The sequence below is a fragment of the Streptomyces sp. NPDC007907 genome (genome assembly GCF_042959365.1).
GTDB lineage: Bacteria > Actinomycetota > Actinomycetes > Streptomycetales > Streptomycetaceae > Streptomyces > Streptomyces indiaensis.
Genome location: NZ_JBIBKR010000010.1, coordinates 151,361 through 177,462 on the forward strand (window position 1 = coordinate 151,361; position 26,102 = coordinate 177,462).

31 protein-coding genes are annotated in these 26,102 nt (G+C 72.5%); 9 read left to right on the forward strand and 22 right to left on the reverse strand.

The genetic code is table 11. The features are described 5' to 3' along the window. Positions 1 to 60: 60 nt before the first annotated feature. Positions 61 to 2,136, reverse strand: a complete 2,076-nt coding sequence (locus ACFZDI_RS34520; RefSeq protein ID WP_391256230.1) for a phage holin family protein — start codon at positions 2,134 to 2,136, stop codon at positions 61 to 63. A gap of 113 nt (positions 2,137 to 2,249) precedes the next feature. Next, positions 2,250 to 2,651: a hypothetical protein gene (locus ACFZDI_RS34525; protein ID WP_030843767.1), complete on the reverse strand. Its 402-nt coding sequence runs from the start codon at positions 2,649 to 2,651 to the stop codon at positions 2,250 to 2,252. 84 nt (positions 2,652 to 2,735) lie between these two features. Here ACFZDI_RS34525 and ACFZDI_RS34530 point away from each other — a divergent pair, with 84 nt between their 5' ends. Both ACFZDI_RS34530 and ACFZDI_RS34535 read left to right on the forward strand, forming a co-directional pair. Next, positions 2,736 to 3,509, forward strand: coding sequence for an MBL fold metallo-hydrolase (locus ACFZDI_RS34530; RefSeq protein WP_234847739.1), 774 nt, complete (start codon positions 2,736 to 2,738; stop codon positions 3,507 to 3,509). 62 nt (positions 3,510 to 3,571) lie between these two features. Beyond that, positions 3,572 to 4,153 carry a VTT domain-containing protein gene (locus ACFZDI_RS34535; protein ID WP_391256235.1) on the forward strand — a complete coding sequence of 194 codons (582 nt, stop codon included), beginning with the start codon at positions 3,572 to 3,574 and terminating at the stop codon, positions 4,151 to 4,153. A 105-nt stretch (positions 4,154 to 4,258) separates the two neighbouring features. Here ACFZDI_RS34535 and ACFZDI_RS34540 read toward each other — a convergent pair whose 3' ends face one another. The 5 genes from ACFZDI_RS34540 to ACFZDI_RS34560 all read right to left on the reverse strand — a co-directional run bounded on the left by ACFZDI_RS34540 (position 4,259) and on the right by ACFZDI_RS34560 (position 9,065). Next, complete coding sequence (locus ACFZDI_RS34540) at positions 4,259 to 5,311, reverse strand: MBL fold metallo-hydrolase (protein ID WP_391256237.1); 1,053 nt, start codon at positions 5,309 to 5,311, stop codon at positions 4,259 to 4,261. Further along, positions 5,308 to 6,555: an aminotransferase class I/II-fold pyridoxal phosphate-dependent enzyme gene (locus ACFZDI_RS34545; protein ID WP_391256240.1), complete on the reverse strand. Its 1,248-nt coding sequence runs from the start codon at positions 6,553 to 6,555 to the stop codon at positions 5,308 to 5,310. The genes ACFZDI_RS34540 and ACFZDI_RS34545 overlap by 4 nt, the downstream gene beginning before the upstream one ends. Positions 6,556 to 6,822: 267 nt before the next feature. Then, entirely contained in the window at positions 6,823 to 7,500 is a 678-nt protein-coding gene (locus tag ACFZDI_RS34550; RefSeq protein WP_344368098.1) for a hypothetical protein, read from the reverse strand. A 336-nt stretch (positions 7,501 to 7,836) separates the two neighbouring features. Next, the gene (locus ACFZDI_RS34555) at positions 7,837 to 8,631 is read right to left on the reverse strand and encodes an RNA polymerase sigma factor SigF (RefSeq protein WP_234850317.1); all 795 of its coding nucleotides are present in this window, start codon (positions 8,629 to 8,631) and stop codon (positions 7,837 to 7,839) included. Positions 8,632 to 8,879: 248 nt separating this feature from the next. After that, a complete protein-coding gene (locus ACFZDI_RS34560) occupies positions 8,880 to 9,065 on the reverse strand; it encodes a hypothetical protein (protein WP_234850318.1) in 186 nt (61 codons plus the stop codon). Positions 9,066 to 9,223: 158 nt separating this feature from the next. Here ACFZDI_RS34560 and ACFZDI_RS34565 point away from each other — a divergent pair, with 158 nt between their 5' ends. The 4 genes from ACFZDI_RS34565 (at position 9,224) to ACFZDI_RS34580 (ending at position 11,447) form a co-directional block, all read left to right on the forward strand. Continuing rightward, positions 9,224 to 9,625, forward strand: a complete 402-nt coding sequence (locus ACFZDI_RS34565; protein WP_391256245.1) for a DUF2795 domain-containing protein — start codon at positions 9,224 to 9,226, stop codon at positions 9,623 to 9,625. Positions 9,626 to 9,697: 72 nt separating this feature from the next. After that, positions 9,698 to 10,129, forward strand: a complete 432-nt coding sequence (locus ACFZDI_RS34570; protein WP_234850320.1) for a CBS domain-containing protein — start codon at positions 9,698 to 9,700, stop codon at positions 10,127 to 10,129. Then, positions 10,126 to 10,899, forward strand: coding sequence for a diguanylate cyclase (locus ACFZDI_RS34575; RefSeq protein ID WP_391256250.1), 774 nt, complete (start codon positions 10,126 to 10,128; stop codon positions 10,897 to 10,899). Before ACFZDI_RS34570 ends, ACFZDI_RS34575 begins: the two co-directional genes overlap by 4 nt. 5 nt (positions 10,900 to 10,904) lie before the next feature. Continuing rightward, positions 10,905 to 11,447, forward strand: coding sequence for a type 1 glutamine amidotransferase domain-containing protein (locus ACFZDI_RS34580; RefSeq protein WP_234850321.1), 543 nt, complete (start codon positions 10,905 to 10,907; stop codon positions 11,445 to 11,447). A gap of 65 nt (positions 11,448 to 11,512) precedes the next feature. Here ACFZDI_RS34580 and ACFZDI_RS34585 read toward each other — a convergent pair whose 3' ends face one another. Beyond that, the gene (locus ACFZDI_RS34585; protein WP_234850322.1) at positions 11,513 to 11,800 is read right to left on the reverse strand and encodes a DUF6158 family protein; all 288 of its coding nucleotides are present in this window, start codon (positions 11,798 to 11,800) and stop codon (positions 11,513 to 11,515) included. Positions 11,801 to 11,864: 64 nt separating this feature from the next. Between ACFZDI_RS34585 and ACFZDI_RS34590 the strand changes: the two genes are divergently transcribed. Next, positions 11,865 to 12,965, forward strand: coding sequence for a Vms1/Ankzf1 family peptidyl-tRNA hydrolase (locus ACFZDI_RS34590; RefSeq protein ID WP_391256254.1), 1,101 nt, complete (start codon positions 11,865 to 11,867; stop codon positions 12,963 to 12,965). Positions 12,966 to 13,053: 88 nt separating this feature from the next. Here the strand turns inward: ACFZDI_RS34590 and ACFZDI_RS34595 are convergent, their stop codons facing one another. Then, positions 13,054 to 14,673, reverse strand: coding sequence for an ATP-binding cassette domain-containing protein (locus ACFZDI_RS34595; RefSeq protein ID WP_391256257.1), 1,620 nt, complete (start codon positions 14,671 to 14,673; stop codon positions 13,054 to 13,056). A gap of 185 nt (positions 14,674 to 14,858) precedes the next feature. Between ACFZDI_RS34595 and ACFZDI_RS34600 the strand changes: the two genes are divergently transcribed. Together ACFZDI_RS34600 and ACFZDI_RS34605 are read left to right on the forward strand one after the other, a co-directional pair. Then, complete coding sequence (locus ACFZDI_RS34600; RefSeq protein ID WP_391256260.1) at positions 14,859 to 15,680, forward strand: methyltransferase domain-containing protein; 822 nt, start codon at positions 14,859 to 14,861, stop codon at positions 15,678 to 15,680. Between the two features lie 42 nt (positions 15,681 to 15,722). Beyond that, entirely contained in the window at positions 15,723 to 15,893 is a 171-nt protein-coding gene (locus ACFZDI_RS34605) for a hypothetical protein (RefSeq protein WP_031136400.1), read from the forward strand. 55 nt (positions 15,894 to 15,948) lie between these two features. On the opposite strand, the gene ACFZDI_RS34610 is transcribed toward ACFZDI_RS34605, so the two are convergent. The 13 genes from ACFZDI_RS34610 to ACFZDI_RS34670 form a co-directional block, all read right to left on the reverse strand. Continuing rightward, on the reverse strand, positions 15,949 to 16,212 hold the full coding sequence (locus ACFZDI_RS34610) for a gas vesicle protein K (protein WP_031108664.1): 264 nt from the start codon (positions 16,210 to 16,212) through the stop codon (positions 15,949 to 15,951). A 35-nt stretch (positions 16,213 to 16,247) separates the two neighbouring features. Further along, a complete protein-coding gene (locus ACFZDI_RS34615) occupies positions 16,248 to 16,436 on the reverse strand; it encodes a gas vesicle protein (protein ID WP_003994122.1) in 189 nt (62 codons plus the stop codon). Positions 16,437 to 16,452: 16 nt separating this feature from the next. Next, a complete protein-coding gene (locus ACFZDI_RS34620) occupies positions 16,453 to 17,208 on the reverse strand; it encodes a GvpL/GvpF family gas vesicle protein (protein ID WP_391256263.1) in 756 nt (251 codons plus the stop codon). After that, complete coding sequence (locus ACFZDI_RS34625) at positions 17,205 to 17,543, reverse strand: gas vesicle protein (protein ID WP_031108661.1); 339 nt, start codon at positions 17,541 to 17,543, stop codon at positions 17,205 to 17,207. The genes ACFZDI_RS34620 and ACFZDI_RS34625 overlap by 4 nt, the downstream gene beginning before the upstream one ends. Then, positions 17,540 to 18,691: an SRPBCC family protein gene (locus ACFZDI_RS34630; protein ID WP_391256267.1), complete on the reverse strand. Its 1,152-nt coding sequence runs from the start codon at positions 18,689 to 18,691 to the stop codon at positions 17,540 to 17,542. Before ACFZDI_RS34630 ends, ACFZDI_RS34625 begins: the two co-directional genes overlap by 4 nt. After that, positions 18,688 to 19,347, reverse strand: a complete 660-nt coding sequence (locus ACFZDI_RS34635) for a DNA primase (protein ID WP_391256270.1) — start codon at positions 19,345 to 19,347, stop codon at positions 18,688 to 18,690. The genes ACFZDI_RS34630 and ACFZDI_RS34635 overlap by 4 nt, the downstream gene beginning before the upstream one ends. Then, complete coding sequence (locus tag ACFZDI_RS34640; protein ID WP_391256273.1) at positions 19,344 to 19,607, reverse strand: gas vesicle protein GvpG; 264 nt, start codon at positions 19,605 to 19,607, stop codon at positions 19,344 to 19,346. Before ACFZDI_RS34640 ends, ACFZDI_RS34635 begins: the two co-directional genes overlap by 4 nt. A 4-nt stretch (positions 19,608 to 19,611) precedes the next feature. Further along, positions 19,612 to 20,385: a GvpL/GvpF family gas vesicle protein gene (locus tag ACFZDI_RS34645; protein WP_234850330.1), complete on the reverse strand. Its 774-nt coding sequence runs from the start codon at positions 20,383 to 20,385 to the stop codon at positions 19,612 to 19,614. Further along, positions 20,382 to 20,807, reverse strand: a complete 426-nt coding sequence (locus ACFZDI_RS34650) for a gas vesicle structural protein GvpA (RefSeq protein WP_234850331.1) — start codon at positions 20,805 to 20,807, stop codon at positions 20,382 to 20,384. The genes ACFZDI_RS34645 and ACFZDI_RS34650 overlap by 4 nt, the downstream gene beginning before the upstream one ends. A gap of 46 nt (positions 20,808 to 20,853) precedes the next feature. Then, on the reverse strand, positions 20,854 to 21,222 hold the full coding sequence (locus ACFZDI_RS34655; RefSeq protein WP_391256277.1) for a gas vesicle protein GvpO: 369 nt from the start codon (positions 21,220 to 21,222) through the stop codon (positions 20,854 to 20,856). 92 nt (positions 21,223 to 21,314) lie between these two features. Continuing rightward, positions 21,315 to 22,274 carry a non-homologous end-joining DNA ligase gene (ligD, locus tag ACFZDI_RS34660; protein ID WP_391256279.1) on the reverse strand — a complete coding sequence of 320 codons (960 nt, stop codon included), beginning with the start codon at positions 22,272 to 22,274 and terminating at the stop codon, positions 21,315 to 21,317. Then, positions 22,271 to 24,118: a transketolase gene (locus ACFZDI_RS34665; RefSeq protein ID WP_391256281.1), complete on the reverse strand. Its 1,848-nt coding sequence runs from the start codon at positions 24,116 to 24,118 to the stop codon at positions 22,271 to 22,273. Before ACFZDI_RS34665 ends, ligD begins: the two co-directional genes overlap by 4 nt. Next, entirely contained in the window at positions 24,115 to 26,097 is a 1,983-nt protein-coding gene (locus tag ACFZDI_RS34670) for an FAD-dependent oxidoreductase (protein ID WP_391256284.1), read from the reverse strand. Before ACFZDI_RS34670 ends, ACFZDI_RS34665 begins: the two co-directional genes overlap by 4 nt. Positions 26,098 to 26,102: the final 5 nt, after the last annotated feature.

The following is a 26,102-nucleotide window of genomic DNA, read 5'->3' on the forward strand; positions in this document are numbered from 1 at the left end:
CGGAAGACCTGTCCTCTGGGACGGTGTGCGTACGGTCCGGCGGCCGGGTGGTGCCGCCTGTCAGGCGGCGTGTTCCTCCTCGGTGGCCGTCAGCGGCACCTGCGGTCCGTTCGCCTCGCGCAGCCAGCGCCGCAGGACCCGGTGCACGTGCTCGGCGCCGACGAGTTCCTCGTCCTCGCCGACCGGTGCCGAGACGCCGAGCGGGGACAGCAGGAAGGGTCTGCCCTGGGCGCCGCCGAGGCCGCCGTGGGAGCCGATCTGCTCCTCGAACGCGAGAACTTCGCCGTCGGCCGGGTCGTGGAAGGAGTTGACCATGACGTCGGCGGTGTGCGGGAAGGAGTGCGTACGGCGTACGGCGTCGGCGGCGCCCGGGCCGAAGGGGGCGAGCGGGCCGGGATTGTCGTCGAGGTCGGCCAGCGGGATCTCGGCGCCGTACGCGCCGAGGACGACACCTCCGTGCTCCTCGCTGCGGACCAGCAGGAAGCCGACCCCGGGGTGGTTGGCGAGGGTCGGCAGCAGCGCGGGGTGACGGGCGTCGATCTCCTCCTTGCTCATCCGGTGCGGGACGTCCGGGAAGGAGACCAGGCCGAGGTTGCCGGAGGCCAGCACGATCGGTTCGGAACCGCGCGCGGGGCGGTGCTGGTCGCCGGTCTCCGCGACGGGGAAGCGCAGCGCGGCGCGCACGGCGGCGCGGGCCTCGGCCCCGCTGCGAGTGCGCTCCGCCTTGCGCGGCACGGGCATGCCGCAGCCGGCCCGCACCAGGTCGCCGAGGGTGAGGCCGTAGCGGGAGCGGAAGGTCTCGCCGGGGCTCTGGCCGTGGTCGGACAGCACGACGATCCGGTACGGACGCGGGGCGTGCTCGGCGACGTTCTCGATCAGGGCGAGCGAGCGGTCGAGGCGTTCGAGGACCTTCTGCGCGTCGCGGCTCGCCGGGCCGGAGTGGTGGGCGACCTCGTCGTAGGCCACCAGATCGGCGAAGACGGCCGTACGGCCGACGAGCATGTCGCCCGTGACGGCGGCGACGACGACGTCCCGCTCGACGACCGTCGCGAAGGCCCGGACGAGGGGGTAGAGGCCGCCGCGGGAGACGCGCGGGCGCTGCTTGCGCAGGAGGGCCCGGGTGGACTGGCCGACCTCACGGCCGACCTCGGCGATGAAGGAGAGCGCCGTGCGCACCGCGTTGGCCGGGTCGGAGAAGTAGGCGAAGTAGCCCGCGCGGGAGCGGTTCTCGCGGCTGCGTCTGCGGGCCGCGATGGACAGCACGAGGGCCTGCTGTTCGGCGCCGCCGCTGAACAGGTTGCCGCGGCTGGCGCCGTCGACGGCGAGCAGCCCGCCGTGCCCCGCGTGCTCGACGGCGCGGCGCTGCAGTTCGGCGGCGCTGGTCGGGCGGTTGCAGACGACCACCTCGCGGGTGTCCTTCTCGTACCAGCGGAAGGCGGGGACGTCGTGGTTGCTGCCGTGCAGGATGCCGAGCTGGCTGGCGCCGGTCTGGCTGGACCAGTCGGTACGCCAGGGGGTGAGCCGGTGGGTGGGGCGGCCGCCGTCGCCGGTGTCGAGCCAGCGGGCGACGGTGGGCATCAGCCCCTTGCCGACCGCGTCGAGCAGGGTGTCGTGGCCGACGCCGTCGAGCTGGACGAAGACCGTGCCGGGACCGGCCGGGGAGGGCGGGGCGGAGCGGCGGCGGCGGTCGGAGAGGCGGTACAGCCTGCGGCGGTAGGCGTCGTCGTCGCGCACGGCCAGGGCGGCGCCGGTCGCGGACGCCACGGCCGACATCACGGCGGCGACCACGACGGCGGTCTCCGGCGCGGCGGCGCCGCGCTCGGCGGGGTTGAGGTGCAGGGCGAGCAGCAGCAGGGCGCCGTTCAGGAAGAACACCAGCAGCCCCAGCACCAGCGCCGGTACGAGGAGCAGCAGCCGCACGAGCAGCGGCCACACCAGGGCCGACAGCAGACCGAAGGCGCCGGCCCCGAAGGCCGCCGTGACGGCTATGTCCGTCGCGCTGTCGCCGTTCTCCGAGCGGAGGCGGAAGTCCGGGAGGATCCCGGCGAGTACGAGCATGGTGACGGTGGAGACCGCCCACACGGCGACGCTCCGCCCCACCTGACTGGCGACCCGCCGCCACCGCACGCCCCGCACGCCCAGCCACCTCACGTCCCTGGCCCGCGGAAGCCGCGGGTCCTCCCCCACAGTGTCTCAACGCCCGGTCGCGCCGGTTCGTCCCCGGACCGCACACCGGTGAGGGGACGGCTTCAGCGCCCGTCGTAGCCGGCCGTCGGCATCGACAGCCGCCGGTGCACGCACGCCTTCATCGCCGCGTCGTACGCAGGCTCCGCATGCCCCACGGTCTCCACGCGTACACCGCGCCGGGCACATTCGGCGGTGAACTCCTCGACGGAGGCGAGCGCACTCTCCAGGACCCGGCGGCTGGGCGCCACGAACAGGTCGAGGCCGGGCCGGACTCCGTCCCACAGGGCGCCGTGGTCGGGGCGCAGCCCCCGGACCAGTAACTCCCGGCTGACCACGTAGCCCCGCTCGGCGGCCCAGCGGGCGCACATCGCGTGCTGACTGCGGGAGTCGACGAGGAACGGATCGTCGTCCAGCTCCTCCAGCGGCGTCAGACTCGCGATCGCCGTGACCCGCACCGGCACCATGGCGTCCCCCCTCACCTCCGGTTTCGCCGCCGACCCTACTCCTGCACGTAGGCTTCGGGGGAGTCGCGCGAAGGAGGCAAAGAAGTGCCGGTGGAGATCACCTGGTGGGGTCACGCCACTTGCACCGTGCAGGACTCGAACGTGCGCGTGCTCACGGATCCTCTGTTCGCACGCCGGCTCGCACACCTGCGCCGCCGGCGCGGGGCTCTGCCGCCGCCGGGCGCCCCGCGCGCGGACGTGGCGCTGGTGTCGCATCTGCACGCCGACCACCTGCACGTGCCGTCGCTGATGCGGCTCGCCGAGGGCACGCGCCTGCTCGTGCCCCGGGGCGCGCGCCGGGCGGTTCCGGGTCTGCGCCGGCTCACGCACCTGCGGGTGAGCGAGGTGGCCCCCGGGGACGAGACCCCGGTCGGCGACATCGTCGTACGGGCGGTGCCCGCGCGGCACGACGGGCGGCGGCTGCCGTTCGGGCCGCACCGCTCCCCCGCGCTCGGCTATGTCATATCCGGCGAGGCCCGGACGTACTTCGCAGGGGACACGGGCCTGTTCGACGACATGGCCGAGGAGGTCGGGCCGGTCGAGGTGGCGTTGCTGCCGGTGGGCGGCTGGGGACCGTACCTGGGCGAGGGGCACCTGGACGCGGGCCGGGCGGCGCAGGCGCTGGCCCGGCTGGCGCCCCGCAGTGCGGTGCCGGTGCACTACGGCACGTACTGGCCGATCGGCATGGACGCCGTGCGCCCCCACGAGTTCCACGCGCCGGGGGACGAGTTCGTGCGGCTGGCGGCCCGTCACGCGCCGGCGGTGTCGGTGCACCGGCTCGGGCACGGGGAGAGCGTGCGCCTGGAGACCGCGCGGTGAGCTCTTGCGCGCCTTTGGCGCTCGCGCCCCTGCTCGCAGCATCGGCCGTCACACCCGCGTCCGTGGTTCCGGCGTCCACGCAGCAGGCTATCGGCTACCCGACGCTGTTCCTGCTGGTGCTGGCCGGGGCGTTGGTGCCGGTGATTCCGACCGGTGCGCTGGTGAGTTCGGCGGCGGTGGTCGCCATGCACCGGACGGCGCCGTTCTCGCTGGCGATGGTGTTCCTGACGGCGTCGCTGGCGGCGTTCCTGGGGGACGCGGCGCTGTACTGGCTGGGGCGGCGGGGGCTGAAGTCGAAGAACGGGTCGCGGTGGCTGAACGGCATCCGGTCGCGGGCACCCGAGGACCGGCTGGAGCAGGCGCAGGAGAAGCTCGCGGCGCACGGGGTCGCCGTGCTGGTGCTGTCCCGGCTGGTGCCGGCCGGGCGGATTCCGGTGATGCTGGCGTGTCTGCTGGCGGAGTGGCCGATGCGGAGGTTCGCCCGGGGGAACTTCCCGGCGTGTCTGGCGTGGGCCGTGACGTACCAGCTGGTCGGGATCCTCGGGGGGGCGTTGTTCGACGAGCCGTGGGAGGGTGTCGTGGCGGCGATCGGGCTGACGTTGCTGATCAGTGCGGTGCCGGCTGTTGTGCGGCGGGTGCGGTAGCGCCGTGGGGGTTGCGGTTGCCGTAGCGCCGTGGGGGTTGCGGTTGTCCTTCATGGTGCGGGTGCGTGCTGGTTCTTCGCGCAGTTCCCCGCGCCCCTTGCACCTCTACAGCACCTTTGACGCGCCGATCGGCATGTCCCACAGGTTTTCCCGGGGCAGGCCCGCCTTGTCCCAGGCCGCGCGGACCCGGGTGAGGGGCTCCAGGACCGGCTCCGCCGAGAGGACGAACGTGGCCCAGTGCATGGGGGCCATCCTGGTCGCGCCCAGGTCCTGGGCCGCTCGGACCGCTTCCTCCGGGTCGCAGTGCACGTCACGGAGCCACCAGCGGGGGTCGTAGGCGCCGATGGGCAGCAGGGCCAGGTCGATGCCGGGGTAGCGGCGGCCGATGCGGGAGAACCAGTGGCCGTAGCCCGTGTCCCCCGCGAAGTAGACGCGCCGGCCGTCCCGGTCGGTGAGGACCCAGCCGCCCCACAGGCTGTGGCAGGTGTCGGTGAGGGTCCGCTTGGACCAGTGGTGGGAGGGGACGAAGTCGAAGCGCACGCCGTCCAGTTCGGCCGCCTCCCACCAGTCGAGCTCCGTCACGCGCATGAACCGGCGGCGGTGGAACCAGCGGGCGAGCCCGGCCGGGACGAACACCGGGGTGTCGCGCGGGAGTCGGCGCAGCGTGGGGGCGTCGAGGTGGTCGTAGTGGTTGTGGCTGATGACGACGGCGTCGACGCGCGGCAGGTCCTCCCAGGGAACGCCCACGGGGGTGATGCGGGCCGGGGTGCCGAGGATGCGGCGGGACCACACCGGGTCGGTGAGGACCGTCAGTCCGCCGATCCGGAGCACCCAACTGGCGTGCCCCGCCCAGGTGACGGCGACGGTGCGGGCGTCGACGCGGGGCATCGGGCCGGGGGCGTAGGGCAGCCGGGGGATGTCGGCCAGACCCTGTGGGCCGGGTCTGACCGCGCCCTCGCGGGCGAAGCGGGCCATGGCCTTCAGGCCGGGGAGCGGTGCGGTCAGCCGGTCGTGGAAGGTGCGCGGCCACACTCGCCGCTCGGCCAGGGGACGTGGTTCGGCCAGGGGCGGGTACGGGGGTGCGACGGGCGACGGGAGCGGGGGCCCGTCGGCTGCCCGGGTGGTGGCGCTGGTGGTCGACTCGGACTGCTGCGTCATCGAGGAGGCTCCCATCGCTGAGCGTCGTCGCGGAGATCGTCGAAGACCGACTTCAGTCGGATCAACGCTTGGTGCACGTGCGGCAGTTCCAACGGTGTGGGCGAGGTGAGGCATTCCGCGCGTTCGGCGTCGGAGCCCGCCACCAGCGCGCCGGTGGAGAGCCGCACGCGCGGGGCTTCGAGGCCGTCGCCGAAGCGGTGCCCGCCCGGGGCGGGCATGCCGAGGCGTGCGGTGAGGAAGTCCTCCAGTTCCTGTGCGTCGCCCACGCCGTGCGCGGTCAGCGCGGGGCGCAGCGGGGCCAGGTCCACGTACAGGTGGCGGCCGGACCGCGGGGGCCGGGCGAGGGCGCCCGCAGCGACGACGGCGGAGTGCACCTCGGCGGCCAGGAGTGCGTGCAGGCGCACGCCGGCCGCCACGCGCGCGGTGACCGCCTCGGGCTCCCCCAGGGCGTACCCGGCTGCCGCGGCGACGGGCGCGGCGACCCGGGCGTCGAGGGCGGTGAGGATGTCGAGGACGCGTGCGTGCAGACCGTCGCCGTCCTCCCCGGCGGGGAAGCGGGCCACGGCGGCCGGCCAGCCGGGCGGGAGCAGTGCCCCGGCCAGGTCGGTGACGACGGTGACCCGGTCGGGCACCATCTCGGCGGGGCTGAGCAGCACGGTGTCGTGGGGGTCGTGCAGGGTGTCGCGCCAGGTCTCGTCGCTGACCAGGTGCAGGCCGGCGTCCTGGGCGGCCTCGACGGTCTCGTGGAGCAGTTCCGGCGGGGCGACGGTCGCGGTGGGGTCGTCGGCGACGGACAGCACGAGCAGGCGCGGGTCGCCGCCCTCGTCGCGCACCCGGCGCACGGTCTCCAGCAGGGCGTAGGGGTCGGGCACCCCGCCGCTCTCCGGCGGGGTCGGCACGTGGAAGGCGGGGCGGCCCAGCAGCCGTGCGTAGGGCGCCCACCAGGCGGCGCAGGGTCTCGGCACGAGGACGTCCCCGTCGAGGGCCGCGGTCAGGGCGAGCAGCAGGGCGGGAGAGCCGGGCGCGGCGGCCACCCGGTCCGGGTCGCAGTGCAGTCCGCGCCGGTCCCAGTACCCGCAGGCGGCCTCACGCAGGGGCCGGCCGCCGCCGACCGGCTCGTGGCCGCCGCGGGACGCGGCGGCGGCCAGGACCGCGGACAGTTCCGGCAGGACGGGCAGCCCGTCGTCGGGGAGCGGCGGCCCGAACCGGACGGGGCCGTGTCCTTCCGGGGCCGTCCGCCGCATCCGTACCTCCGCAGTGCCAGTGCCTGTGCCGCCGTGTCGTGCCGCCGCGGTGTGCGCCGTCCGTACTCGGGTGGGCCGTTCGGTGCGGCGCGTGCCCTCGGCCACCGAGTACCCAGAGCGCCACCGCCCCATGGGCGTCCGGCGGGTCGTGACGGTCACAGCATGAGCGGGCCCTGCCGGGGAAGCCGTGGTCTTCCGGGGCGGTCAGCCGGGTCTTCCGGGCGGAGAGGACCTGGTCCTCCGGGGCGGTGGACCAGGCCCGGCGGGTCAGCGGTGGGGGTCGCTCCGCCGGTTGCGCAGCCGGTGCACGGCGGCTCCGAACGCGCCCGCGATCAGCACCCCGCCCGCGGCCAGGGCCGGTACGGAGTCGGTGAAGGCACCGCCGTCACCGGCCCGCACTCCGCGCTGCACCGGCGCCTCGCCGCACTCGGAGTGCCACGTCTCGCGGTGGTGCGAGGGCTCGGGGCACGGCTTGTGGGTGGGTGGGTGCGTGGGTGTGTGCGACGGCTTGTCGGGCCCGGAGCCGTGGGTCACGGTGAACGTCGCGCTCCACGGCTTGCCCTCACCGCCGGGGGCGGCCGGGCAGATGCCGTCGACGGTCCACGCCGAGTCCTCCCCCGTGGCGTCCGGGTCACCCTCGAAGTTCTCCGCGGGGGCGATGAGGGCCGTCCCCCGGTAGGCCGGGCCGGAGACCTCGTCGTCGTTGCCGGTGACCCGTTGCAGGGGCACCGTGCCCTCGTCGAAGGCCTGCGAGGTGGCGTCGATGCTGTCGGGCGGCGGTCCCCCGGTCGGGTCGCAGCTGACCGAGACGGTGAGCGTGTCTCCGGGCCGGACGGTGGCGGGACTGACCTCGGCGGCCGGTTCGGAGAACTCGGCCGGCGCGAAACCCACCAGGGCCGTGCCGGCGAGGACGGTGACGGACAGTGCGTACAGGCTGCGGCGCATCGAGGGGACTCCTTCGGTGGTCAAACCCCTCTGCCATGACAGCCATGCCACCATGGCGTCGCGCGCGGCACGGCCCCATTGGCGGGACAGCGCCACTCAACCGAGTGAATCGAAGCGCGCCGGGGGCGCGGGAAGCGCAGCGCCTCGGGAACGCGTCGCACGCGACGCCTCGGGGGCACGGGGAACGGCGCGCCAAGCCACAACGGACCCGCACCCGCACGACCGCGCAACCCCTACGGCGCTCATCCACACGACCGCGCAACCCCCACGACGCTCATCCACACGACCGCGCAACCCCCGCGACGCTCACCGCACGACCGCGTCACTCCTACGGTGCTAGGCGACGTCCCGCATGACCTGCTCCCGCACCCGGCCGCAGCACCGGCTGATCAGCCGGGACACGTGCATCTGCGAGATCCCCAGCTCCTCGGCGATCCGGCTCTGCGTCATGTCCCCGAAAAACCGCATGTGGAGAATGGCCCGTTCCCGCTCGGGCAGGGCGGCCAGCCGGTCCTTGACGGCCTCGCGGTCGACGACCGTGTCCAGGGCCGGGTCGGTGGATCCGAGCGCGTCGCTCAGGGAGTACCCGTCCTCGCTGCCGGGCAGCTCCGCGTCCAGGGACAGCGCGGTGAAGCTTTCCAGCGCCTCCAGGCCGGCCCGGACGTCCTCCTCGCTCATGTTCGCGTGCTCGGCGAGTTCGGCCACGGTGGGCTGCCGGCCGGACACGGTCTGGGACAGTTCCTGGCCGGCGACCCGGACGCGGTTGCGCAGGTCCTGGACGCGGCGGGGTACATGCAGGGTCCACATGTGGTCCCTGAAGTGCCGCTTGATCTCGCCGGTGATGGTGGGCACGGCGTAGCTCTCGAAGGCGTTGCCGCGCTCGGGGTCGTACCGGCTGACGGCCTTGACGAGGCCGAGGGCGGCGACCTGGCGCAGGTCCTCGACGTTCTCGCCACGGTTGCGGAAGCGTCCGGCGAGGCGGTCCGCCATGGGCAGCCAGGCCTCGACGATCTCGTCGCGGAGTGCGTCGCGCTCCGGGCCGACGCGCATCGAGCTCAGCCTGCGGAAGGCCTCGGCGGTGTCGGGGGCGTCGTCGTGCGAGTGCTGCCTGGCGTTGGTTCGGGTCGGCATGATGCGTCCCAATTCCCTTGAGTGTGCTCGGGGCTGGACGGTCACCGTGGAAGCGCATCCGCTGTGGGACAGGGGCCTCGGTGGCGTGGCGTGACGCCGCTTCCACGGGCGTGCCTCCTGTCCGAAGCACTGAGGGGCGCCTGCCCCCCGGCCCCACCCGCAAACCCGGAGAGGAACTCGGTTCTACGGGACGAACTGCCGTACGCGACCGGCTCGATCGGCCTGCCGGGCCGAACGGGCGGGCGTTCTCAGGGTGAAGGAGCAGGGGTTCCCGCCGGGGCGGGTGAGGAGGCCACCACCGGGCCGGTGGACGGAACGGCGGCCGACTGAGCGCGGTCGGCGTCCTCCCGTGGCAGCAGCAGCTCCTCGTAGCGGCCCAGGACCAGCACCACTCCGAGCATGAGCAGCGGTATGAGCACAGCGAGCAACGCCATGACGTGTCCTTCCCCAGGATGGTGTGGGGGGTGCGGTCCGGGTCTCCCGCAGGGCATGGCGCAAACCAGTACGGCGGCGGCGATCGGGCTGACGGAACCCGTGTCGCCCCGCGGTGTTCGGGTACGCGGTGCGGGCCCCCGAACGTCTGGAGGGAGACATGCAGCGAGGAAGCGACCGGCTGAGCGTCCACCGGGACGAGGAGATGAAGCACGAACTGCAGGGTCTGCTCAGGTCCGGGCACCCCACGCGCAGTGAGGAGTGGCACGACCCGGAGCCGACCGCCGAGGACGACCCCCCGGTCGCCCACGGGCCGGTGACGCCGAGCCGTGCGCCGACGTCATTGGAGTCGGTCCGGCTGGAACTGGCCCGGATCCTGGGCCGCAAGGCGTTTCCGGCGACTTCGCGGGAACTGACTCGCGAGCTGCGCGAGCACCGGGCGCCCGACGTCCTCGTCGAAGCGCTGGAGGAGCTGCCGCGCCAGGAGCGCTACGGCAACGTCCAAGAGCTGGCCCAGGCCCTGGTCCGGGCTCGCGAGACCGGGCCGGAGGAGTACGCGTAGGGACCGCGGCGGGGGCGCCGCGGCACGCCGCGGCGCCCCCGTCGGCATGGAAACGGAGGGAAGGGCCGAGTGATGGCCGAGTACGTCAAGGACGTGATGACGGCGGGTGTGGTCGCGGTGCGCCCGGATGCCTCACTCGTCGAGGCGGCGCAGCTGATGCGCACGCAGAACATCGGCGACGTGGTGGTGGCCGAGGGCCAGGACGTGATGGGTGTGCTCACCGACCGTGACATCACCGTACGGGCCGTCGCGGACGGCGCCGACCCGATGACGGTCAGCGCCTGGAGCGTGTGCACGGGGAATCCGGTGACGGTGACACCCGACGACCGGGTGGCGACCGCGGTGACACTGATGCGTGAGCACGCGGTGCGCCGCCTGCCCGTGGTGGAGAACGGGCTGCCCGTCGGGATGGTCAGCCTGGGCGACGTGGCCGAGGTCGAGGATCCCGCGTCGGCGCTCGCGGACATCAGCCGGGCCGAGCCCGACAGCCGGGGTGACGCATGAGCACGGACCAGGCCCGGCGGATCAGCGCCTCCGGCGTCACCGTCGACGTCGGTGACGCCACGACCCGGTACCTGCTCTACGGACTGCTGCCCGGCTGGTTCGTGCCGGGCCTGGCCGACTGGGTGATGCACCGGCGGACCCGCATCGAGGACACCGCGGGGACCAAGGAGTCCCTGATCCACTCGCCGATGATGGCCGAGGTAGGCCTCCCGATCGCGCTGACGCTGCGCTACGAGGTCAATCCGCTGCTGCTGAGCGTGCAGCTGGGCGGGGCCGCGGTGCACGAGGCGACGGCGCTGTGGGACGTCCGCACGGCCGTCGACAGCGAGCGCGAGGTCAAGCCGGTCGAGCAGCACATCCACAGCTTTCTGGAGTCCCTGCCGTTCGCTGGACTGGCCGCCCTCATGTGCCTGCACGCCGATCAGGTCACGTCGCTCCTGCGGGGCGGCAGGGGCGATCCCGACGCGTGGCGCCTGGTGCCTCGCAGGCGGCCGCTGTCGCGCGGCTACCTGGCGGGCATCGCGGCCGCCATCGGCACGTGCGTGCTGCTGCCGTACGGCGAGGAACTGCTGCGCTGCGTGCGCGCGGGCCGCAGGCGCAGGAAACACGCGCGCAACGAGCGCCTCGGTGACCGCACCGACAACGACATCCGCAAGCACAACGACAACCACGAGAACCGCGAGAACCACGCACTTCACGAGGACTACGAGAACGACGTGTGGGGCGACGCGGCGCACTGGAGCGCCGCTCGCTCCGGGAAAGGACGTTGAGCATCATGCGCATCGCGTTTCTGGTCGCACCCGAGGGCGTCGAGCAGATCGAGCTGACCGATCCGTGGCAGGCGGCGAAGGACGCCGGTCACGAGCCCGTGCTGGTGTCGACGCAGCAGGGCGAGATCCAGGCCTTCAACCACCTCGACAAGGCGGACACCTTCCCGGTGGACGAGGTCGTGGGCGACACCGCACCGGACTCGTTCGGTGCGCTCGTGCTGCCGGGCGGCGTCGCCAACCCGGACTTCCTGCGGATGGACGACAAGGCCGTCGCCTTCGTGCGGGACTTCTTCGAGCACGGCCGGCCCGTGGCGGCGATCTGCCACGCGCCGTGGACGCTGGTCGAGGCGGACGTCGTGCGCGGCCGGGTCCTCACCTCGTGGCCGAGCCTGCAGACGGACATCCGCAACGCGGGCGGCACCTGGGTCGACCAGCAGGTGCAGGTCTGTGACCACGGGGCGAACAAGCTGGTCACCAGCCGCAAGCCGGACGATCTGAAGGCGTTCTGCGAGACGTTCCTTGACGTGTTCGCCAAGGAGACCGCCTGACCGGATCCCGGCAGGGCTTCTGCCACGCCTTCGGGGCGTGGAAGAGGCGGTTCCCTTCGAGGGGCTCAGGTGCCGGGGGTGGTGGGAGTCGCCGACTCCCCGCTCCCCCGCTCCCGGGCCCCTTCGCGTGTGCGGCCCGCGGCCACCGGGCGGCTCGGGTTGCGGCGCAGGTACTCGCCCTCGAGCTGCGCCATGCGCTCGTTGTGGGCGCGCAGCGCGTCGTTCGAGCCGTAGAGCAGCGTGTCGTGACGCGTGCGGTGGATGGTCTCCAGCTCTTTCATGAGCTGCTGGTCGTCCAGCCGGTCAGGGTCCACTCCGGTCATCGTGTCGCCCCGTTCGTCGTATTCGTTCATGCGGCCCGGGTACCCGCCCCCGCAGCACCTGAGCACTGCCCCCGAGCGACATCCGGGAGGAACCATGGATCTCGCCTTTCTGCACCCACTGTACGAACACCCCGGGCCTTGGGCCTCCGTGTACGTCGACACCTCACGGCACACGGAGGGCACCGCGCACGAGCGGGAGCTGACGGCCCAGGCGATGGCCGGGTCGCTGGCAGAGCAGGGGGCGGACGAGGCGACGTGCCAGACCGTGCGGAGCGCGATCGAGGATCTGAGGCACTCCTCCGAACCGCACGGCCGGGCCCTGTTCGCGCGCTCCGGCGAGGTCGTCCTGGACCCGCCGCTGGTCCGTCCTCCGCAGGGCGGTGACTGGGCCGAATGGGCGCCGCTGCCCCGGGTCGCGCCACTGCTGGAGCTGGCCGGGGAGGACCCGGTGTGCGTGGTGGCGTACGTCGACCGCAAGGGCGCTGACTTCGAGCTGCGCAGTTCGCTGGGCCGGGAGGACGCCGGGAGCGTCACCGGGCGGCAGTGGCCGGTGCACCGGACGAGCTCCGCGGACTGGTCCGAGCGGCATTTCCAGCTGCGGGTGGAGAACACCTGGGAGCACAACGCCGCGGAGATCGCCGACGCGCTCGCCGTGTGCCAGGAGGAGACCAGGGCCGACCTGCTGATCCTCGTCGGCGACGACCGGGAGCGGCGGGCCGTGCACGAGCACCTGCCCAAGCGGCTGCACGACCTGGTGGTGGAGGCGCCGCACGGCACGGGCAGCCGGCTGCTCGACGAAGACGTGGAGCGGGCCAGGGCCGAGCACGTGAGGCGGCAGGCGGAGGCGGAACTGGAACGCTTCCTCGCCGCCCGCACCCCGGACGACGAGGGCCGGGCCGGGGCCGTCGAGGGCGTGCCCGCCCTGGTCGACGCGGCGCGCGAGCACCGCATCGACGAGCTGCTGATCAGGGTGGACGGGCCCGACGCACACCGTGAGGTGTGGATCGGGGAGGACCCCGACCAGCTCGCGGTGCGCCGGACGGATCTGAAGGTCCTGGGCGAGCAGCACTCCTGGCCGGCCCGGGCCGACGACGCGCTGATCCGCTCCGCGGTGGCCACGGATGCTCCGGCGCTGGCGGTTTCCCAGGAGGAGGTGCCGGTGGGGGGCCTCGGAGCGTTGCTGCGTTGGAAGTGACCGGGGTGCCGCGACCAGCCGCCGCGGGGTGCCCTCACGCATCGCGCGTGCGGGCCCGCGGAGGCCGGTCACGCAGTTCCCCGCGCCCCTAGCGGGCCCGCTCCACCCTGCGTTCGTCCCAGACCGGGTCCGGGGTCTCCCGGACCCGGCCGTCGCTGCCGAAGACCAGGAAACGGTCGAAGGAGCGGGCGAACCAGCGGTCGTGGGTGACCGCGAGGACCGTGCCGTCGAAGGCCTCCAGGCCTTCCTGGAGGGCCTCGGCGGACTCCAGGTCCAGGTTGTCGGTCGGCTCGTCCAGCAGGAGCGCGGTGACACCCTGGAGCTCCAGCAGGAGGATCTGGAAGCGGGCCTGCTGGCCGCCGGAGAGGCGCTCGAACGTCTGCTCCGCCTGCTGGGTGAGCTCGTAGCGGCGCAGGCGGGACATGGCGGCGCCGCGGTCCTGTGCGTGTTCCTTCCACAGGATGTCGAGGAGGGTGCGGCCCTCCAGTTCCGGGTGGGCGTGCGTCTGCGCGAAGTGGCCGGGCACGACCCGGGCGCCCAGCTTCCACTCCCCCGTGTGGGCCACGTCGTCGCCGGCGAGCAGGCGCAGGAAGTGCGACTTGCCGGAGCCGTTGGAGCCGAGGACGGCTACGCGTTCGCCGTAGAAGACCTCCAGGTCGAAGGGGTTCATCAGGCCGGTGAGCTCCAGGTTCGCGCAGGTGACGGCCCGGACGCCGGTGCGGCCGCCCTTGATGCGCATGGTGATGTCCTGCTCACGCGGTGGCTCCGGGGGCGGTCCGGCCTCCTCGAACTTGCGCAGCCGGGTCTGCGCGGCCGCGTAGCGGGAGGCCATCTCATGGCTGACGGCCGCGGCCTGACGCAGGGTCAGCACGAGCTTCTTCAACTGCGCGTGCTTCTCGTCCCAGCGTCTGCGCAGCTCCTCGAAGCGGGCGAAGCGCTCACGCCGGGCGTCGTGGAACGTGGCGAAGCCGCCGCCGTGCACCCAGGCGTCGGCGCCCGCGGGCCCGGGCTCCAGGGAGATGATCTTCTCAGCGGCGCGGGCGAGGAGTTCGCGGTCGTGGGAGACGAAGAGGACCGTCTTGCGGGTCTCCTTCAGCCGCTCCTCCAGCCACCGCTTGCCGGGGACGTCGAGGTAGTTGTCGGGCTCGTCGAGGAGGAGCACCTCGTCCGTGCCCCGAAGCAGCGCCTCCAGCACGAGCCGCTTCTGCTCGCCGCCGGAGAGGGTGCGGACCTCCCGGAACTGTGCCTTGTCGTACGGCACCCCGAGCGCGGCCATGGTGCACATGTCCCACAGCGTCTCCGCCTCGTAGCCGCGGGCCTCGGCCCAGTCGGCGAGGGCCTGCGCGTACTGCAGCTGGGCGGCCTCGTCGTCGACGGTCATGATGGCGTGCTCGGCCTTGTCGACGGCCTGCGCTGCCTCGCGGACACGGGGCGTGGCGACGGAGACGAGCAGGTCCCGCACGGTCGTCTCGTCGCGGACGGATCCCACGAACTGCCGCATGACCCCGAGTCCGCCGCCGACGACCACGGATCCGCCGTGCGGCTTGAGCTCACCGGCGAGCATCCGGAGCAGGGTGGTCTTCCCGGCACCGTTGGGCCCCACGAGGGCCACGACGGCCCCCTCCCCCACCCGGAACGAGACATCACCCAGCAGCGCCCTTCCATCGGGCAGGTGGTACTCCAGGTGTGCGGCTTCGAGGTGTCCCATGGGCGCGATTCTGTGGGGGCCCGGGGGCTGGGGGCAAACGGGTTTCGGCACCGGGCCGCGGACCGGGCACACCTCATCGACGCCGACGAACCGTCAGTCCACATCGTGGGATCCAGGTCTCACTATGTGGCGGACGGGCGTACGGTGATCTCCTGCCGACCCGACCGGAAGGGGTGGGATCCGCCATGCCGGAACCCCGCGAGACCGCCGTCTACACCCACGGGCATCACGAGTCCGTGCTCCGCTCGCACACCTGGCGGACCGCGGCCAACTCGGCCGCCTACCTGGTGCCCTCGCTCAAGCCCCACATGAAGATCCTGGACGTCGGCTGCGGGCCGGGCACCATCACCGCCGATCTGGCGGCACTCGCGCCCGACGGGCGGGTGACCGGCGTCGACCGCGCGCCGGAGATCCTGGAGCAGGCGCGCGCCACGGCCGCCGGGCGCGGGCTGACCAACGTCGACTTCGCGGTCGCCGACGTGCACGCCTTGGACTACCGGGACGACACTTTCTGCGTGGTCCATGCCCACCAGGTGCTCCAGCACGTGGGCGATCCGGTGCGGGCGCTGCACGAGATGAAGCGGGTCGTCAGGCCTGGCGGGATCGTCGCCGTACGGGACGCGGACTACGGGGCCATGACCTGGTATCCGGACGTACGGGGGCTCGACGCCTGGCTGGACCTCTACCACCGGGTCGCCCGGGCCAACGGCGGCGAGCCGGACGCCGGGCGCCGGCTGAAGGCCTGGGCGAGGCAGGCCGGCTTCACGGACATCACGGCGACCTCCGGGACCTGGACCTTCACCACGCCCGAGGAGCGGGCCTGGTGGAGCGGGCTGTGGGCGGACCGCACGCTGGCGTCGGCGTACGGGGAGCGGGCCCGGCTGGGCGGGCACGCCGACGACGGGGACCTGCGGGCGGTGGCCGAGGCCTGGCGGGAGTGGGGCACGCGGGAGGACGGCTGGTTCAGCGTGCTGCACGGAGAAATCCTGTGCCGTAAGGAAGCCTGAAACACCGTTTCGGGGACACCCTGAAAGCAGGAGGTTCGAATTATGGTTCCCATCCTGCTGGTGCTGCTTCTGGCTCTTGTTCTGTTCGGCGCCGGATTCGCAGTGAAGATTCTCTGGTGGATCGCGCTCGCGGTTCTCGTCCTGTGGCTGCTGGGCTTCTTTGTACGCGGTACGTCCGCGGCCGGCGGCAGGGGCCGTTGGTACAGGTGGTAAAGGAACACACGTCTCCCCGGGCACCTTCGTCAGGGCCCGGGGAGACGTGTGACCGTCAGTCCCGCGGAAGCAGCGGTCCCAGCGGCCCGAGGTCCAGGTTGAGGTCCTCGGGCCGCAGTCCGTAGCGCTCGCGCAGTTCCGTCATCCGCTCGTCCAGCAGCATCAGCGTGAGTCCGATCCGCTCCTCCTGCTCCTCGCTCAGGTCGCCCACGTCGAACCGGCGCAGCGCCTGGCGCTCCATGAGCTGGCGCAGCAGCTCCACCACCGTGAGGACGAGCTTGACCAGGTCGCGCTCGACGGTGTCGGGCTCCAGGTCCATCCGCCGGGAGCGCGGCCGGGGGTTCTCCTGGGAGGTCACAGCAACTCCTCGAACGGTGAGGGCACCTGGGCGTTCACCGAGCTGATGAGCGCGTTGAGGTCAATACGGACGAGGTCGACGTCGGCGATGCGCAGGGTGATGTCCCCCGTGATCACCACTCCGCCGGCGAGCAGCCGGTCGAGCAGGTCCACGAGGGCGACCTCACGGCGTTCCACCACGGTCACGCTTTCTCCCCCTTGTTCATGTGGCCTCCCCGGCGAAGGAATAGGCCGCCCAGGGGCCGGTGAGTTCGATGCGCAATCCAGGCATCTCACCCTTCGTGCGGTCCACCAGTTCCACGAATTCCTCGGAATGCGCACGCGGCACGAGATAGGCGGCGTTCAGCACGTTCCGTCCGGTCGCCTTGGAAAGCGCGGGATTCTGCGGGGGATGCATACGGGAATCCTCCGCAAATGCGGAGAGTTCCTCGTGCAGACGGGTCGAGAAGGCTTCGGCTTTCTGCCACATCTCTTCGTGCGACCTGGTCTGCATACGCCGTTGCCGCAGGTAGTCCCGGCCCGACGCGGGCTTCTGCGCGGGCTGGGCGCTCTCCTGGGGCTCGGACTCGGCGTAGACCTTGACGCCCCACTCCACCCGGCCTTCCAGCCGGTCGAGGGTGCGCCGGAAGTCCTCCTCGCGGGCCTCGATCATCGTCCGCACGCCGCTGTCGTCGTGGAAGACGGTGCCGAGCCGCAACGGCAGCGGGGTGGTGACGGTGGTGAGCGCGTCGATGACGCCCTGGTGGGCGCGGGCGGTCTCGGTGAGCCAGTCCAGGTCCTCCAGATGGCGCCGGAGCGGCTCCTCGGCGAAGTCCCGCTCCGGCACGCGGCTCACCACGGCCACCAGGCCGTGGTGAGTCAGCGCTCTGGGCGGATCACCCGCGACCCCCGTCAGCTGGGCCTGGAGCGGTGTGCCGAAGGGGCGGCAGACGGCGTAGACGTACCGCAGTCCGGTCACGGTGCCTCCTTCTTCTCCGCCCGGCCGGGCTCCAGTTCCTCCAGCCGGGCCAGCCTCTCGCGCAACTCGGCGTTCTCACGGGTCAGTTCGTCCCGGCGGGCCCGTGAGCTCAGGGCCGGGTCGGTCTCCCACCAGTCGATGCCCATCTCCTTGGCCTTGTCGACCGACGCGACGATCAACCGCAGTTTGATGGTGAGGAGTTCGATGTCGAGCAGATTGATCCGGATGTCGCCCGCAATGACGATGCCCTTGTCCAGTACCCGTTCGAGGATGTCGGCGAGGTTGGCACCGCTCCCCTGACCGTAGGGCTCGGGCATCCTGCTGGGCGTCGTCATCGCCGGCTCCCCGCCTCGACTTCCTCGTCCTCGTCTTCGTCCTCGTACTCGTCGTCCTCGTACTCCGCGTCAGGCTCCTCCTCCGCGGGCTCCTCCTCCTCGTCGTACTCGTCCTCGGCTTCCTCGTCCTCGGGACGTTCCTCGGCTTCCTCGTCCTCGTACTCGCCCTCGGGCTCCTCCTCGCCCTCTTCCGGCTCTTCGTCGTCCTGGTACTCGTCCTCGGCCTCCTCGTCCTCGGGGCGCTCCTCCTCGGAACCCTCCTCGGACTCCTCCTCGGCGAGTGCGTCCTCGTGGCTGCGGACGACCTCGCCGTCGCGGATCTCGCCGCGCCAGCCGTCCTCCGCCTCGCCCTTGATGGTGATGAAGCGGACGAAGTTCTTCAGGTCGAGCCGGGCGCGGCGGCCCTGGGCACGCCAGATGTTGCCGGTCTTCTCGAAGAAACCGGAGGGGTAGTACTCGATGACGAGCAGGACGCGGGTGAGGTTGTCGGTGAGCCGGTGGAAGGAGACGACGCCCTTCGTGGTGCCCTTGGCGCCCTCGGAGGTCCAGGCGATGCGGTCGTCCGGGATCTGCTCGGTCGTCTTCGCCTTCCAGCTGCGGTTGGACCACCAGATCTTCGCCTGCCAGTCGGAGTGGGTGTCGTCGTCGCGGCTCGCGCTCTTGACGCCCTTGGCGAAGGTGCTGAAGTCCTGGTACTTCGTCCACTGGTCGTACGCCGTGCGCAGCGGCACACCGACGTCGATGTGCTCGATGATGACGGTGGGCTTGTTGCCCGAACGGCCCTTGCCCTTTTTGCCCTTGCCGCCGCCCAGGCTCTTGAAGGCGCCGGTGACCTTGTCCTTGAGGCGCGAGCCGCCCAGCTCGACCGCCGAGCGCAGCGGACCCTTGCCCTCGGCTATCTTGCGACCGCCGTCGAGGGCGAGCTTGGCGAAGCCGGGGCTGTTGCCCTCGGCAATGTCGTTCAGCTTGCCGGTGGTCTCGCCGAGCTTGCGGCCGACCCCGGTCAGCATGCGGGTGGCCTGGGCGGCGAGGTACTCCTGCAACTCGGCCTTGAGCCGGTCTGCGGCCTCGCTGTGGGCCAGGTCGGTGAGCGGATTCTTTGCCGCTCCGTTGGCGGCGGACTTCGCCGAGCCGAGTGTCTCGCTCATCCCTCACCGCCTCCCTTCGGCATCCGGGAGCGGGCGCTGCCGCCCCTGCTTCCGGAGGTCGCCTTCTTGGCGGCCGTGGTCTTCTTCGCCGCAGTCTTCTTAGCGGGCGCCTTTTTCGCCGCGGCCTTCTTGGCAGGGGCCTTCTTGGCCGCCTTCGTCGCCGTCTTCTTCGCGGACGGCCTACTGGCCGGGGCCTTCTTCGCCTCCGGCTCCTGGTCCTCGTCCTCGTCCTGCTGCGGCCCGGAGTCCTCGGACTCGTCGTCCCGGGGCTCGTCGTCCTCCGGTCCCTCGTCCTCGTACTCGTCGTCCGCCTCGTCGTCGTCCCGGCCGCCGGGCACCGCGCCCGTCAGCTGGTCGCGCATCTGGGCGGTGCGGCCGTGCAGCCGGTCGGACAGGGCGTCCAGCTGCCGCTCGACCATGGCGCCGGAGGCCGCCTTGCCCACGCCGCGCAGGTCCTCACGCAACTGGTCCCCGATCTCCTTGAACTGCGGGTTGTTCCGCAGCTGCTGCTGGAGAAGCTCCGCGACCATGCGCGGACTGAGGTTCAGCTTCTTCCCGGCGACCAGGCCTCCGACGGCGACCGCCATCTTGAGCTTTTTGGTGCGTCCCAGTAGATATCCGGCCCCCACCGCGAGGCCCAGTCCCATTCGGTTCATTGTGTCGTCCCGTTGCTTGTTCCCGCGCTCCTGCGCGAAGCGATCTCCAGCCGGTCGAGGAGTTCGTCCTCGAGGCGGTCGAACTCTTCTTCCGTGATCTCTCCGGCCTCCAGCTGTTCTTCCAGCCGGCCCAGTTCGGCCCGTACCGTGGCGGGGTCGTAGTAGATCCGCTCGGCTTCCTGGACAACCTGCTTGATGGCCCAGGCGCTGCCGCGCGCCGGTGCGAACGGCAGCAGCAGCACCTCAGAGATCAGGCCCACGTCGTCACCCCGCTCCGGTGTCCGTGCCACTCACCGCGGTGCCCGCGGGCTCGGCGGGGCCGGGCTCGACGAAGCTGTACGGCGGCAGCGGTCCGTTGACCCGCACCTCCAGGTGCGGCATGTCCTTGCGGAGCTGCTCGACCGCGGCCAGGAAGGCGTCGGCCGACTCCCGGTCCACCAGGAACGACACATTCGCCAGCCAGCCGGTCGACTCGGGGCCCGTGCTCACGTCGTCGGCGGCCGGCTCCAGCGCGCGCTGCACGGCGGCGCCGTCGTCGGCCTCCTTGGCCTTGACCGCGGCCGCGACCATCTCGCCGAGCCGGATCTTGTCGTCGTAACTACCGCCGCCCGCCTGCCGGTTGGCCTCCGCGAGCCCGCGAATGTCGGGGCTCTCGGCCATCACCTGGTGCAGGACGGCCTCTTCGACGTGGTTGGCCTTGACGTTGTACTCGACCCGGTTGTCCAGGGCCTGCAGCCGCTCCTTGTAGTGCTCGGCGCGCTCGGCGAGCACCGCCGTGATCGAGTTGTCGTCCGGGGCGACGCTGCCGAACCGCATGGGCAGCACGCACCCGGCCGCGCCGGCCTCGCTGAGCACGTTCTGGTGGGCGAGCAGGTCCTTGCGCTTGGGCCGCAGCCCTTCGGGCGCGTCACTGACGACGGCCGCCAGGTCACCCTCCCGCAGAATGCGCACCTCGCGGGGCGGGTCGCCGACGCCGCCCATGCCCTCCGGCAGGGACGGGTGGGAACTCGCCGCGATGCCGTAGACGTAAGTGCTCACTCCTGCTCCTCCTTACGGCGGGACGACGTGCTCTTGCGGGCTCGCGGACGCGACTCGGTCTCGCCCTCGCTCCGGGCCTGCTTGAAGGCGTCGGAGATGGTCTCGGCGGCGCCGGACAGCGCCCCCTTGGACTTGCCGCGGGCACCGGACTCGGTCATCTCCCCGACGAGGTCGGGCAGGCCCGGGTCCTTGCGCGGCCCGGCCTCCAGATCGAGCCGGTTGCACGCCTCGGCGAAGCGCAGGTAGGTGTCGACGCTTGCGACGACGACGCGGACGTCGATCTTGAGGATCTCGATGCCGACCAGGGAGACACGGACGAATGCGTCGATGACGAGCCCCCTGTCCAGGACAAGCTCAAGCACGTCGTAGAGACCGCTGCTGCCGCCTCCGCCGCCGGACTGCTGTGCCGGTACGACAGTCATGCCGGATGTTCCTCCTCGTGTGTGGGTGCGGGTCCGCTCAGGGGGCCTAGCGGCCGCCTCTGCGCGCGTCGGACCGACCGCGTTCGTAGCGGCGGACGCGCCGGTAGCCCGTGAGCTGCCCCTCTGCGTCGAGCTCCACCTGGTAGCTCGCCATCAGGCTCATCGTGTCGGGCACGCGCTCGAGTTCGAGGACCTCGACCTCCAGCGCCCAGCCCTCCTCCGTCTGCTCGAAGGACGACACGGACTCGGCCTCCATGCCGGTGAGCTCCGCGAGCTGGCCGCGCGCCTGGCGCAGCACATCCATGGGACTCGGTCGGCTCTGGCTCTTCTGGTTGTCGTTCGTTCTGCTCGAATTCCGTGAGCCCTGGGGCTTCTGTGAACCCTGTGACTCATCAGTGTTTTTTGTGTTCGACATGGCCACCTCCCCCTCCGTGTGGCCGCAAGCGTGTTCGCCAAACCTCTCCGGACGCATGCATCTACCACCTGACCGGCCCCGGACGGGTTGCGTCAGCCGCCCAGGGCGTTCAGCCGCCGCCGGGCCGGTCCCAGCGCCCGGCCGCGGCCCGGCACGCCCGACCAGGGGTTCGTCCGGGCCTGCTCGACGGCGTCGGCGATGGTCCAGCGGCGGGCGTGCAGCTCCGGATCGTCCAGCTGCTCCCAGGTGATGGGGGTGGCCACCGGGGCGCCCGGCCGGGGCCGGACCGTATAGGGCACGACGGCCGTCTGGGCGTAGGCGTTGCGCTGGATGTCGAGGTAGAGCCGCTCACCGCGCTCCTTCTTGCGCGCCGCCGTGGTCAGCCGGTCGGGGTGCGCGCGGGCGAGGGTGTCGGCGACGTCCCGGGCGAACGCGCGCACGTCGTCGAAGTCGTGCCGTCCGTTCAGCGGCACGATCACGTGCAGCCCGCGCGAGCCGGTGGTCATCAGGGCCGAGGGCAGCTCCAGCTCGTCGAGCAGCTCCCCGAGCAGCCGGGCGGCCTCGCGCACGGCCTCGAAGTCGTCCCTGGGGGTCCCCCCACCCCCGTCAGGCACTGGGGAAGGGTCGAGGTCGAAGACCAGCCGGTCGGGGTGGTCCACGGCGTCGGCGCGGGACAGCCAGCGGTGCAGGGTGATGCTCGCCTGATCGACCAGATACAGCAGGGTGGCCGTGTCGTCACAGACGGAGTGGCGGACGGTACCGCCCTCCTTGGCCACCTCGACCCGGGGGATCCAGTCCGGGTAGTGGTCCGGGGTGTTCTTCTGCATGAACGTCGGGCCGTCGATACCGTCCGGGCGGCGCTCCAGCATCAGCGGGCGGCCGCGCAGGTGCGGCAGCATGAAGGGCGCGACGGCCCGGTGGTAGTCCACCAGGTCGCCCTTGGTGTACTCCTTGGCGTCGCCGCCGCCCGGGAAGAGCACCTTGTCCGGCCGGTGCACCTCCACCGTGCGGCGGCCCGCCCGCACCGTGCGCGTGCCGTCGGCGCCGCTCACCGCACGACCGCCTCCTCGACCAGCAGCCGTCCGGCCGCCGCGATGGAATCCGCGTCGATGCCCGAGGCGCGCAGCTGCTCCTCGGGGGACGCCGAACCCGGCATGGTCCGCACGCCGAGCCGGACCAGGCGCGGCACGGGCCGCCCGTCGGTGAAGGCGTCGAGGACCGCGTCCCCGATGCCGCCCTCGGGATGGTGGTCCTCGACGGTCACCAGGCAGCCGGTCTCCTCGGCGGCCCGGCGCAGGGTGGCCCGGTCGACGGGCTTCACGGAGTACAGGTCGATGACCCGCACGGCGATGGCCTCCTGCTGCAGGGCCTCGGCGGCCGCCAGCGCCTCGTGCACGGTGACGCCCGCCGCGACGAGGGTCAGCCGGTCCTGCCCGGAGGAGCGCAGCACCTTGCTGCCGCCGACCGGGAACTCCTCATCCGGGCCGTAGATCACCGGGCTCTCGCCGCGCGAGGTGCGCAGGTAGCGGACGCCCTCCAGGCCGGCCATCGCGCCGACGAGCCGGGCGGTCTGGTTGGCGTCGCACGGGTACAGCACGGTCGAACCGTGCACCGCCCGCATCATCGCCAGGTCTTCCAGGCCCATCTGGCTGGGGCCGTCCTGGCCGATGGCGACACCCGCGTGGGAGCCGACGAGGTTGATGCCGGAGCCGCTGACGGACGCCATCCGGATGAAGTCGTACGCCCGGGTCAGGAACGCCGCGAACGTGGCGGCGTACGGCACCCAGCCGCGGGAGGCGAGCCCGACGGCGGAGGCCACCAGCTGCTGTTCGGCGATGTAGCACTCGAAGTAGCGGTCGGGGTGTTCCTTGGCGAAGAACTCGGCGCGGGTGGAATCGCCGACCTCGCCGTCCAGGGCCACGATGTCGCCGCGGCCGGTGCCGAGGGCGGCGAGCGCCTCACCGAAGGCGTTGCGGGTGGCGACCTCCTCGCCCTTGTCCCACCTCGGGAGTTCGAAGTCACCGGTGTGCACGGAGTGCAGCACGCGGGCGGCGAGCGGTTCCTGCACCCGGACGCGGATGTCGCGCGGGCCGCCGAGTTCGCTGATCGCGTCCTCGGCCTCCGGGAGCGGCTTGCCGTGCAGGCCCTCGCGGTCCTGGACGCCCTCCACGCCCTTGCCCTTGAGGGTGCGGGCGAGGACGGCGGTGGGCTGGCCCTTGGTGGAGGCGGCCTCGGCATAGGCGCGGTCGACGGCGTCCACGTCGTGGCCGTCGACCTCGATGGTGTGCCAGTCGAAGGCCTGGAAACGCCGGGCGTAGGCGTCCAGGTCGTGGCCGTGCCGCGTGGGGCCGCGCTGGCCGAGCCGGTTGACGTCGACGATCACGGTGAGGTTGTCCAGGTGCTCGTACCCGGCGTGCTCGGCGGCCTCCCACACGGATCCCTCGGCCAGTTCGCTGTCACCGCACAGCACCCAGGTGCGGTAGCCGGTGCGGTCGAGCCGCTTGCCGGCCAGTGCGATGCCGACCCCGACGGGCAGGCCCTGCCCGAGCGATCCGGTGGCCGTCTCGACCCAGGGCAGACGCTGCGGGGTGGGGTGCCCTTCGAGGCGGCTGCCCAGCTTGCGGAAGGTGAGCAGTTCCTCGTCGTCGATGGCGCCGGCCGCCTTGTACGCGGAGTACAGCAGCGGGGAGGCGTGGCCCTTGGAGAGGACGAAGCGGTCGTTGCCGGGGTGGGCGGGGCGGTCGAAGTCGTAGCGGAGGTGGTGCGCGAGGAGGACGGCCATCAGGTCGGCCGCGGACATCGAGGACGTCGGGTGCCCGGAGCCCGCCGCGGCGGCGGCGCGGACACTGTCCACCCGCAGCTGCTTTCCGAGGTCGGTGAGTTCACCGGTGTTCATGAGTCTCCTTTCGTGGAGTCGTCGGGGTCGTCCGGGACCTCCGGGACGTCGGTTCGCTTGACGGGGCCGGGCGCGGGGTGGGGTGCCGGTGGCGGCTGCCCGAGGCCGGGCTGGTTCTTCGCGGGCTCACCGCCCGGCTGGTTCTTCGCGGGCTCACCGCCCGGCTGGTTCTTCGCGGGCTCACCGCCCGGCTGGTTCCTGGCGGGCTCACCGCCCGGCTGGTTCCTGGCGGGCTCACCGCCCGGCTGGTTCTTCGCGGACTCACCGCCCGGCTGGTTCCTGGCGGGCTCACCGCCCGGCTGGTTCCTGGCGGGCTCACCGCCCGGCTGGTTCTTCGCGGGCTCGTCGGCGGCCCGTGCGCCCTCCGCGGCCGGGCGGCCCTTCGCCGTCTCGGGCTCGGTGAGCGGCCGTGCGTACTCGGGTGCCGGGCCGTCCGCGGTCGGGCGGCCCTTGGCCGTCTCGGACTCGGAGCGCGGCTGGGCGCGCTCTCGCGCGGCCCCGGATCCGGGTCGCACCTGCGTCGTCCCGGATCCGGGCTGCCCCTTCGCGGGCTCATCGGAGGGCTCATCGCGGGGCCGGTACCGGCCCGGTCCGTCGCCCCGGTCGTCCGTGTCGGCCGCGAGCGCCGCCCCCGGCCCGGACCGGGCGCCCGCCTCCTGCCGTTGCCCGGGCCCGCCCGGCACCCGGGCCACCTCGGGCGACGACGTGTCCAGCGGCACCGACCAGGACCGTACGAGCCCCAATTGCACGGCCTGGCGCGGCAGTACGGCGTCCAGCAGCCAGTCGGCCGCGACCCGGACACGGTTGCCGGGCATCGCGGCGAGGTGGTAGCCCCGTGCCACCGCACCCGCCGGTACGCCGGACAGGGGCATGCCGAGCGGATTGGCGGCGGCCTTCGCCCCGCCCAGGTCGACGACGAAGCCGAGGTCGCGGTGGCGGTAGGGCTTTCGCGCACCGCCGAGGCCGAGCGACGCGGCGACGTTCTCCGCCGCGACCTTGCCGTGCCGCCAGGCGTGCTGCGCGGTCATCGGCGTGTAGCTCCCAGGGTTCTCCAGGTCGGGTACCGCGGCCACGTCACCGCACGCGAACAACTCCGGCCGCCCCGGCACCTGGAGGTGCGGGTCGACGAGCAGCCGCCCCTTCTCCATGGGCAGCCCGAGGGATTCGACCAGCGGGTCGGGCCGTACGCCCACGCACCACACCAGCGTCCGGGTCTCGACGAACTCGCCGTCGGTCAGCAGGACCCCGTCGTGCGTGGCCTCCTGCACGGAGGTTCCCATCCGCACGTCCACGCCCCGCTGCCGCAGCACCCGGTCGGCGGTCGCGGAGAGCCTCTCGTCCATCTCGGGCAGCACGCGGGGCGCCACGTCCAGCAGCATCCAGCGCGGTCGCATGCCCTGCCGCAGCGGGTGCCTGCGCACCTGCGCGTCGGTGAACACCTGGCCGTGCGCGGCGACCTCGGTGCCGGTGTACCCCGCTCCGACCACGACGAAGGTGCAGCGCGCGGCGCACGTCTTCGGGTCGTCGGAGGAAGCCGCGAGCTCCACCTGCCGGGTGACGTGGTCGCGCAGGTACAGCGCCTCGGGCAGTCCCCGGAAGCCGTGCGCGTGCTCGGCGACGCCGGGGATGGGGAGCAGCTTGTTGACGCTGCCCGCGGCGAGCACCAGCCGGTCGTACGCGAGGGTGCCGCCCTCCCCCTCGGGGCCGGTGTAGTGCAGCGTGCGGTCGTCGAGGTCGATGCGCTCGGCCTCGCCCAGCACCAGCCGTACGTCCGGCAGCGTGTCCGACAGGGAGACCGTGACCCGGCGCGGTTCCAGCACGCCGGCGGCGACCTGGGGCAGCAGGGGCAGGTACAGGAAGTAGTCGGTCGGGTTGAGCAGGGTGATGTGGGCCCGGCCCCGGGTGATCCGGGACAGGGTGCGGGCCGTGCGGTACCCGGCGAAGCCGGCTCCGACGACCAGGATGCGGGGTCGACTCACGGTCG